1 protein-coding gene is annotated in these 209 nt (G+C 48.3%); it reads left to right on the top strand.

Features of this window, described 5'->3' with window-relative positions; genetic code table 11:
• On the top strand, window positions 1–209 hold a 209-nt coding region (locus H9565_RS20125; RefSeq protein ID WP_215442162.1), incomplete at both ends, for a hypothetical protein.

Raw genomic sequence — 209 nt, forward strand, 5'->3', positions numbered from 1 at the left:
CAAAACGAAGCAGATGCTGATGCCGCGATACTTGCCGTACAAAACGATGTCGACCAAAACGAAGCGGATGCAGACGCAGCTATTCTTGCCGTTCAAAACGATGTAGACCAGAATGAAGCAGATGCCGATGCTGCAATCGCCTTAAAGGAAGATTCCGCGAACAAATCGGATGACGTAACACTAGCTGATGCCACAAATACCAAGTTCCC

This window comes from Zobellia russellii, assembly GCF_018728565.1.
GTDB lineage: Bacteria > Bacteroidota > Bacteroidia > Flavobacteriales > Flavobacteriaceae > Zobellia > Zobellia russellii.